Annotated in this window: 8 protein-coding genes; 7 read left to right on the top strand and 1 reads right to left on the bottom strand. The window is 52.8% G+C overall.

What is annotated here, in order from left to right; translation table 11 throughout:
* Window positions 1–146 precede the first annotated feature (146 nt).
* The 5 genes from ACUVTU_RS01290 to ACUVTU_RS01270 all read left to right on the top strand — a co-directional run bounded on the left by ACUVTU_RS01290 (window position 147) and on the right by ACUVTU_RS01270 (window position 4,109).
* Window positions 147–380 carry a DUF378 domain-containing protein gene (locus ACUVTU_RS01290; protein ID WP_445888147.1) on the top strand — a complete coding sequence of 78 codons (234 nt, stop codon included), beginning with the start codon at window positions 147–149 and terminating at the stop codon, window positions 378–380.
* A 102-nt stretch (window positions 381–482) separates the two neighbouring features.
* Entirely contained in the window at window positions 483–1,064 is a 582-nt protein-coding gene (locus tag ACUVTU_RS01285; protein ID WP_445888146.1) for a 4Fe-4S dicluster domain-containing protein, read from the top strand.
* Between the two features lie 70 nt (window positions 1,065–1,134).
* On the top strand, window positions 1,135–2,970 hold the full coding sequence (locus ACUVTU_RS01280) for an aldehyde ferredoxin oxidoreductase family protein (protein ID WP_445888145.1): 1,836 nt from the start codon (window positions 1,135–1,137) through the stop codon (window positions 2,968–2,970).
* Window positions 2,971–3,065: 95 nt separating this feature from the next.
* A complete protein-coding gene (locus ACUVTU_RS01275; protein WP_445888144.1) occupies window positions 3,066–3,296 on the top strand; it encodes a hypothetical protein in 231 nt (76 codons plus the stop codon).
* A gap of 102 nt (window positions 3,297–3,398) precedes the next feature.
* The gene (locus ACUVTU_RS01270; protein ID WP_445888143.1) at window positions 3,399–4,109 is read left to right on the top strand and encodes a FadR/GntR family transcriptional regulator; all 711 of its coding nucleotides are present in this window, start codon (window positions 3,399–3,401) and stop codon (window positions 4,107–4,109) included.
* Between the two features lie 35 nt (window positions 4,110–4,144).
* Here the strand turns inward: ACUVTU_RS01270 and ACUVTU_RS01265 are convergent, their stop codons facing one another.
* Window positions 4,145–4,612 (bottom strand): HPP family protein, encoded by a 468-nt coding sequence (locus ACUVTU_RS01265; RefSeq protein ID WP_445888142.1) that lies wholly within the window; start codon window positions 4,610–4,612, stop codon window positions 4,145–4,147.
* 325 nt (window positions 4,613–4,937) lie between these two features.
* On the opposite strand from ACUVTU_RS01265, the gene ACUVTU_RS01260 reads away from it, so the two are divergent.
* Both ACUVTU_RS01260 and proB read left to right on the top strand, forming a co-directional pair.
* Complete coding sequence (locus ACUVTU_RS01260) at window positions 4,938–6,500, top strand: methyl-accepting chemotaxis protein (protein ID WP_445888141.1); 1,563 nt, start codon at window positions 4,938–4,940, stop codon at window positions 6,498–6,500.
* A 110-nt stretch (window positions 6,501–6,610) separates the two neighbouring features.
* Entirely contained in the window at window positions 6,611–7,735 is a 1,125-nt protein-coding gene (gene proB, locus ACUVTU_RS01255; protein WP_445888151.1) for a glutamate 5-kinase, read from the top strand.
* Window positions 7,736–7,793: the final 58 nt, after the last annotated feature.

Genomic DNA, 7,793 nt, shown 5'->3' with positions numbered 1-7,793 from the left:
CTGTGGATCAATTTTATTTGCACATAGTGGGTCAATTCTGTTGACAATCAACACACAAATAGCTGCATCATGTATAATACTTGATTTTTTTGACAATAAATAAATATGCAGTATTTACCTTTATTACCACAAGGAGGTGATTTGTCATGGCCTGGCTGTACAAACTGTCTCTGGCCCTGGTGATTATTGGCGCCATCAACTGGCTGCTGGTCGGGCTGTTTCAGTGGGACCTGGTAACAGCTCTGTTCGGCGGTGAAGTAATGCGGCAATCATCTTGGTTCAGCAGAATAATCTATACTCTGGTAGGCCTGGGAGGCATCTACTTGATACCCAGCCTGCTGCGGGACAGAGAAAGAGTTACCAGTGAACAACACCAGTAAGTTAACAGCTGGCATGACCTTGACGTTTTCAGCACACTGAATTATACTTGAAATGAGTAGTAATTTGAAAAAGTTAATATGTAACGTTAGCGTTACAGCCTGGTGAACAAGCTGACTGTTTTACAAGCTGTTGCACCGTCCGCTGTATATGGCCTGACGATAAAAGTATTTAAACTTTTATGTCAGGTCTTTTTGTTTTCTTTACAAAAAATTCATATTTTTGGCCAGAGGAGTGGAATCATGAAAACCTTGGTTGTCGATCCCAGCAAGTGTTCTGGATGCCGAATCTGTGAACTCTGGTGCTCCCTTGGACATGAACAGGTAGCCAATCCGGCTTACTCCCGCGTAAAAATTTTACGGGATCATGCTCGCTACCTGTGCCAACCTGTAACCTGTGCCCAGTGCGCCAAACCGGCCTGCCTGGACGCCTGCCCCAAACAGGCCCTGCAACAGGACAGCCAGACCGGGGGAATCATTGTGGATTACGAAAAATGTATTGGTTGTCGCAAGTGTTTGCGGGCTTGCCCCAATGCAGCTATCTCCTTCCACCCGCAAACCCGCAAGGCCTTGACTTGCGACACCTGTGGGGGGAATCCAGTGTGTGCAGAAAAATGCCCTATGGGTGCTATTCAGTATATAGACATTGCCTATGCCCACCGCCCGGCCCTGGAAAAAATGTTGTAATGCATCATCGGTCACTTAATTGAAAACCGGCTTCTTATAAAATGAGATTTCTGTGAGAGGAGTATGCACGATGTCGATGCCCCAAATGGGAGGATTAACCGGTAAAATTTTGCGCGTTAACCTGTCCAGCGGTGTTATCACAACCGAGGACACCAATGTGGATTATTTCAAAAAATATATTGGTGCCCGGGGAGTGGCAGCCAAACTGCTGCTTGATGAAGTTGCCGCCGGCATCAATCCCCTGGGTCCGGACAATAAGTTAATCTTTATGACCGGCCCGGCTGAGGGAACTATGGCTCCAGGTGCCAACAAAATAACAGTAACATTTAAATCCCCGCTCACAGGCACATACTCCTTTGCGCTGTGCGGCGGATCACTGGGACCGGAACTCAAATTTGCCGGCTACGATGGTATTATTATAGAGGGAAAAGCCGAAAAACCAAGTTACCTGTGGATTGACGGCAATAAAGTGGAGCTTCGCTCTGCCGAACATCTCTGGGGTAAACTTACCCACGCTACTGAAGATGCCCTGAGAGCCGAGCTGAAAGACCACTCCGTCAAGCTGGCTGTAATTGGACCGGCAGGTGAAAACCTGAACCGCTTTGCCTGTATCCAGCATGATTACCACCGGGAATTTGGCCGGGGAGGCTGCGGAGCGGTGATGGGTTCCAAAAACCTGAAGGCCATCGCCGTACGCGGTAAGAACACTGTATCGGTAGCCAATCAGGCCGCTCTGACCGAACTGACCCAACAAGTATACGATATCCTGGCCAGGCACCCCAAAGCCAATGCCCGCAAGGAACAGGGTACCTGCGAGATGGTGAACGGTATTAACGAATTAGGTTTCCTGGCGGTGCGCAACTTCCAGGACGGCGCTTCACCGCTGGCGGTACAGGTCTCCGGCCCGGAAATGAGAAAGAATTATGTTTTCGGCGATGTTTCCTGTTTTGCCTGTCCCATTGTGTGTGGCAAGAACTGCCTGGTTAAATCTGAAAAATACGGTAACATTAAAATAGAAGGTCCGGAATTTGAAACCATGGCCCTGGTAGCCACAAATACCTGTGTATTTGACTGGGAATATATTTTGCGTGCGGTAGACTTAATTGACCAGTACGGTATGGATACCATTACCTGCGGTGGTACAATCGCCCTGGCCATGGAATGTTATGAAAAGGGTATTATTACCGATCAAGAAACTGGCGGGCTGGCGCTGAATTTTGGTAACGGCGAAGCTCTTTGCCAGTTAGTAGAAATGATTGGCCGGCGGGAAGGGATCGGTGATCTGCTGGCCGAGGGATTAAAAACCGCTGCCGAAAAACTGGGCGTACCCGAACTGGCCATGCACAGCAAGGGGATGAGCTTTGCTGCTTATGACCCGCGCGGTGCCAAGGGGATGGGTTTAACTTACGCTGTTTCGACCAAAGGGGCACACCACATGTTTGCGCCCACTTTTGGTGTGGAGCTGGCTCAAAACAACCGTTTTGCAGAACAAGGAAAAGGAGCCCTGGTCAAAGAAACCCAGGCTTATATGGCCATTGTTGACTCCATGAGCCTGTGCTCTTCCATGCGCTTTGCCTTGAGCCTAGGCATGCAGCTGGATATGATTCAAGCGATTACCGGTTGGAAGATCAGTGAACAGGAAGCCATGGAAATCGGTGACCGCATTATCACCCTGGAAAAACTTTTTAACATCCGGGAAGGTTTTGGACGCAAGGATGATACCCTGCCCCCGCGCATGCTCAAGGAATCTCCCCGGGTAGGCCCCTGCCAGAACCAGACAATCAATTTGGAAACCATGCTGGATGAATATTATGCGGTTATGGGCTGGGACAGGGAAGGAAAACCCACGCCGGAAACTCTCACCAGGTTGGAGCTGGAAGAGTTCATCAACATTGTCCAGAGCTGAAGCATTGCCCCAAAGACGGCCGGGGTGCCCAGTGCCCCCGGCCCTATCATTGTGCACACCTGCTGAGCAAACCAGAAATCAGGGAGTGTTCGTTTATGTTGGAAGTATATGTGAGCAGCAGTTTTTCCAGCTGCCCACCCGAAAAAAGGGGCAGACAGATTATCCCGGAATGGCAACCTGCACCGGCAAAACAGTTAATAAAATTTCTGGGCATAAATGACCGGGAAATTGGCCTGATCACAGCAGATGGGCGCAAAATATCTCTGGAAGATATTATCACTCCTCCGGCCAGGGTGGAAATCTGGCCCCATTTTTGGGGCGGCTAATTTCAGGATATTGAAAATTCAAAGAAAAAGCATTAGTATTATTTATGTGGCTTGTGGTGTTACCTCATATCAATACAATAAACGGCCGGGGAGTGCATAAACATGTTTCCACGTATTGGCGATAACGAACCTCTGCGCAACAAGGTTGCAGGTTATATCAAGGAACTGATCCGTACCGGACGTCTCAGCCCCGGTGACCGCCTTCCACCGGAAAGAGAAATGGCCGAACAATTCGGCGTCAGCCGGACTGTAGTACGTGACGCCGTAAAAACTCTGGCCGGAGAGGGTATCCTGGAAGTAAAGCACGGTATAGGTATTTTTGTGTCCCACCTCGATGGTCAGAAACTGGCCAAACATTTATCCCACCTGCTGGTAGGCGACCAGGACACCGTTGAGCACCTTTTTGAGGTACGCCTGGTACTGGAAACTGCTGCTGCCGGCTGGGCGGCCCAGCGCCGACAAGCACCGGATCTGGATAAAATCAGGCAGGCTATTGCCCAAAATCGAGCTTTGCTCGACCTGCCTCATGATCGTATTGCCGAAGCGCAAGCCCAATCCGACCAGCAATTCCACTTGCTGGTATCAGAACTGTCCGCCAACCCGGTTGTGGTTCGGCTGATGAAAAACATGCTGGACTTGTTCACTGAAGCCAGGGAATATACCCACGCTATTCCGGGACGCATCAGGCAATCAATAAAAGAACACATTGCCGTTCTGGAAGCTATTCTCGCCGGCGATGAAGAGCTGGCCCGCCAGAATATGCATTTCCACCTGACCAGCGTTCTGCAATCCCTTCAGCAACTGAACCACTAGAAGCAATCAGCTCAACTATCAAATCATACTAACAACTAATACCAGTACTGGGGATAGTGGCGCTCGGGAGAAATATTGTTCACCAGAATGGCCATCAGCACCAGACACAGCACCCCGACGGCCACCGGCATGAACACAAATTTCCACCCCTGCCCGGTGCTGACGGCCATAAATGCTGTCGCCCCACCGGGAGGATGTAACGTGCGGGTCAAAGCCATCAGCACAATGGCCAGACTAACTCCAATGGTTATTGCCACCCAGGAAGTTCCCAGCAGAGCAGATACCATCACCCCGGTCAGGCCCGACACGACATGCCCACCCACCACATTGCGGGGCTGAGCCATGGGTACATGACAGGCCCCATAGAGCAAAACCGCCGATGCCCCGAAGGATGGTACCAGTAGAGGTAAACTGTACAGGTAGGCCAGCCATGTTACCAAACCAATGCCCAGCAGACTGCCTGCTGCAGTGACCAGCAATTCCCGCCCGGAGGGCACCGGCATGCATTGCAGTTTTCCACCTTTCATTTTTGACAAATAAGCAAGCAGCAGATTGTTCCTTCCAGACGTATGTTTCCTGGTTTGAATCATACTTTCCCCGGACATATACTCACTCCTGCCTTTATATACATATGAGATAAAATATATCCTTATTAATTATGATAGCACTTCTACTCGGCCAAGTAAATAAAAAGTATCTGTACTTTTTTCTGCCATTCAGGTATTGGCACCACCCAGCCAACTATGGTAGTATTTTTTAAGAGGTAATGTGTTTAAATTTATGTGATAGTTTTCTCATTCTTTATCACTACAAAGGAGCTGGTCGCCTGTGATTAAAAGATTGCGCACCCGCCTGGTGTTGATGGCCGCCGCCATCCTGCTTTTCGTCCTGCTCATCGGTATATATAGCCAGATGCAGATCAGCCGGATTAACGATTCCTATTCCCGCCTGGTCCAGACCCAGGCCCGCATTGCCCTGCTGGCCAAAAACGTAGTGACTGACTTTGAGTACAGCGCCCTGTACCTGCGCTCCTACCTGCTGACCGGCTATGACGATTACCGGCAGAAGTACGAACAGGCACTGCAGAAATCTTCCCACGATGTCCGGGAGCTGGCCACCCTGGTTACCGATACAGAGGGGCAAAAACTGGTGGCCGGCATGCAGGAAAACTTGAGCAAATACCAGGACTATGCCAACCAGGTCATGCAGCTGAAGCAAACCACCGGGATGCAGGCAGTGATAGATTTTACCATAAACAAGAAAGGCACAATTAACAACATTATACAGGCCGGCAACCAGCTCAGCCAGCAGCAGCAGGCCATCATGGAAGAGGCCACGGCCCGGAACAACGCCCTGGTGAAAAGGATCATCCTGTCCACCCGCGTGGCCATAGCTCTGGCCCTGCTCATCGGCCTCCTGCTCTCCTTCCTGTTGGCTGAGATCATTTCCCGGCCCCTGGTGGCCCTGCAGCAGAAAGCCAGTTCTATTGCCACGGGTGACCTGAGTGGGCCGGATCTACCTGTGCGCAGTGCCGATGAAACCGGCACTCTGACCAGAACCTTCAACCAGATGAAAAACAGCTTAAAAGGACTGGTACAGGAAATCAGCCACATGGCCTCCCAGCTGGCGGCCGCGGTACAAACCCTGTCCGCCACCGCCCAGCAAACCAGCGCCCATGCCCAGGATACAGCGGGCGTCATCGAGCAAGTGGGCAAAGCGGTGGATCAGGTTGCCCACAACGCCGGTCAGGTGGCCGCAGCGGCAGCCGAAACTTCCCAACTGGCCGCCCGGGGCCGGGAAGGCATTGACAATATTACCCGGCAGATGCAGTTGCTGAATGACACCACCGCCCAATCGTTGCAGACCATCGGAGAACTGGGTCAGGCGGCGCAGCAAATCACCCGAGTGGTGGATATCATTAAAAATATTGCCGGCCAGACCAACCTGCTGGCTTTAAACGCCGCCATCGAGGCGGCCCGGGCCGGCGACCAGGGGCGGGGCTTTGCCGTGGTGGCGGAAGAGGTGCGCCAGCTGGCCGAACAATCGGCCCAGGCCACCGGTGAAATCTACCGCCTGATCCATGATCTGCAGACCCAGGCCGAACGCTCCGTGGAAATCATGAACCGCAGCAGCCAGGAATTCCAGCAGGGGCAGCACATCATCCAGCAGGTGGGAGATTATTTCCTGAACATAATCAGCAAGATCCAGGGCCTGGGTGAACAGATGCAGGATGTGGCCGCCGCCACCCAGCAGATGTCAGCCAGCATCCAGAACATTTCCCAGATCAGCCAGGAGCAGAGCGCCGCTGTAGAAGAAGTATCCGCCCTGGCCGAGGAACTGGCCGCCATGGGACAGTCCATGGAAAAATCAGTTAGCAGCTTCCAGGTGTAAAACATACAGCGATGTATCCACGCGCCGGCGTGTATACATCGCTTTTATATGTCCCGGCGTGGTATAATTTAGTAAAACAAATCATCACCAACAAGGGGTTTGTGGACAAAATGATTGATTGCCGCAGCAAACTGGCCAGCGCCCACCGCATTGTGGTCAAAGTCGGCTCTTCCTCTCTGACCTACAGCACCGGTAAACCCAACCTGACCCGGCTGGAAGCGCTGGTGCGCCAGCTTTCCGACCTGCACAACCGGGGCTTGGAGGTCATTCTGGTTACATCGGGAGCGGTAGGCATGGGACTCAGCCGCCTGGGTTTTTCTCGCCGGCCCCGCAATATACCGGAAAAACAGGCCGCTGCCGCTGTGGGCCAGGGGCTGTTGATGCACCTTTACGAAAAGCTCTTTGCGGAATATGGCATTACTGTGGGGCAGGTGCTGCTCACCCGGGAGGATTTCACCCACCGTAGCCGCTTTCTCAACGCCCGCCACACCCTGTATACCATGCTATCCCTGGCCATCATCCCGGTGATCAACGAAAACGATACCGTGGCTGTTGAAGAAATCAAACTGGGAGACAACGATACCCTGGCCGCCATGGTGGCCAGTGCCGTAGACGCCGATCTACTGATCATTCTGTCTGATATTGACGGCCTGTACACGGCCCATCCCCAGACCGACCCGCATGCCCGCCTGATTGGCGAAGTGACCGAAATCACACCCGAACTGGAACGCCTGGCCGGCGGAACGGGCAGCCGTTTTGGCACGGGAGGCATGATCACCAAACTATCGGCCGCCCGTCTGGCCATGCATTCGGGCATGCCCATGGTACTGGCCGCCGCCGCCGCTGACAACGTTCTGCGCCGCATTGTTGCCGGCGAAAATGTGGGCACGGTGTTCTGGCCCTGTTCCCGGCTGGAAAACAAAAAGCGCTGGATCGCCTACGGCTCGGCGGTACAGGGCGCGCTGCACGTGGATGCCGGCGCGGCGGAAGCCATCACCCGACGCGGCAAAAGCCTGCTCCCTTCGGGCATCACTGCCGTGCGGGGGGAGTTCGAGCTGGGCAATACCGTATCCATTATCGACCCGGAGGGCAAAGAACTGGCCCGGGGTATTGTCAACTACAGTTCTCAAGATGTCCGGCTGATCATGGGCCACAAAACCGGCGACATTGAACGCATCCTGGGTTACAAAGACTACGACGAAGTCGTACATCGCAACAACCTGGCCCTGCTGTAAAAGGACTCCGGAAGAGTGTCATCGCCCGGCTGATCATGCCGCTGCACCCTTGTGCCAG

The organism is Desulfurispora sp. (assembly GCF_052744395.1).
The sequence above is the reverse complement of the archived record's forward strand: the minus strand, read 5'-3'. Positions and strand labels throughout refer to the sequence as shown.